The sequence below is a fragment of the Staphylococcus sp. HMSC067F07 genome (genome assembly GCF_001837405.1).
GTDB lineage: Bacteria > Bacillota > Bacilli > Staphylococcales > Staphylococcaceae > Staphylococcus > Staphylococcus capitis.
This window is the reverse complement of record NZ_KV832237.1, coordinates 341099-341498: the sequence shown is the minus strand read 5'-3', so window position 1 is coordinate 341498 and position 400 is coordinate 341099. Positions and strand designations below refer to the sequence as shown.

Sequence of the window (400 nt, the reverse complement as noted above, 5' to 3'; positions counted from 1 at the left end):
AGTATTTTGATCAGGATTAGCTGTACCAGGTTTAGTATTACCGTTTTCATTAGGTTTAACTTCAGTATTTTGATCAGGATTAGCTGTACCAGGTTTAACACCAGCACCTAATTGGCCATTTTGTTCCGGAGTAGTAGGTTTAGCTTGTTCAGCATTATTAGTATCTGGTTTTTCTTGATTTTCATTACCAGGAGTACTTGGTTTTTCTTGATTATCTTGACCACTTGGTGTTGTTTCACCAGGAGTACCAGTTGAACCGTTATTAGTATCAGGAGCAGGAGTTCCTGTAGCACCAGTAGTGCCTTGTCCAGCTTGATTGTTTTGATCTGGAGTATTTGTACCAGGTTTAGGATTACCATTGTCATCAGGTTTAACTTCAGTATTTTGATCAGGATTAGCT

Annotated in this window: 1 pseudogene; it reads right to left on the bottom strand. The window is 38.5% G+C overall.

Annotation, left to right across the window (positions count from 1 at the left end):
* Positions 1 to 400, bottom strand: a pseudogene (locus HMPREF2706_RS12115) (signal peptide protein); the annotation flags it as partial.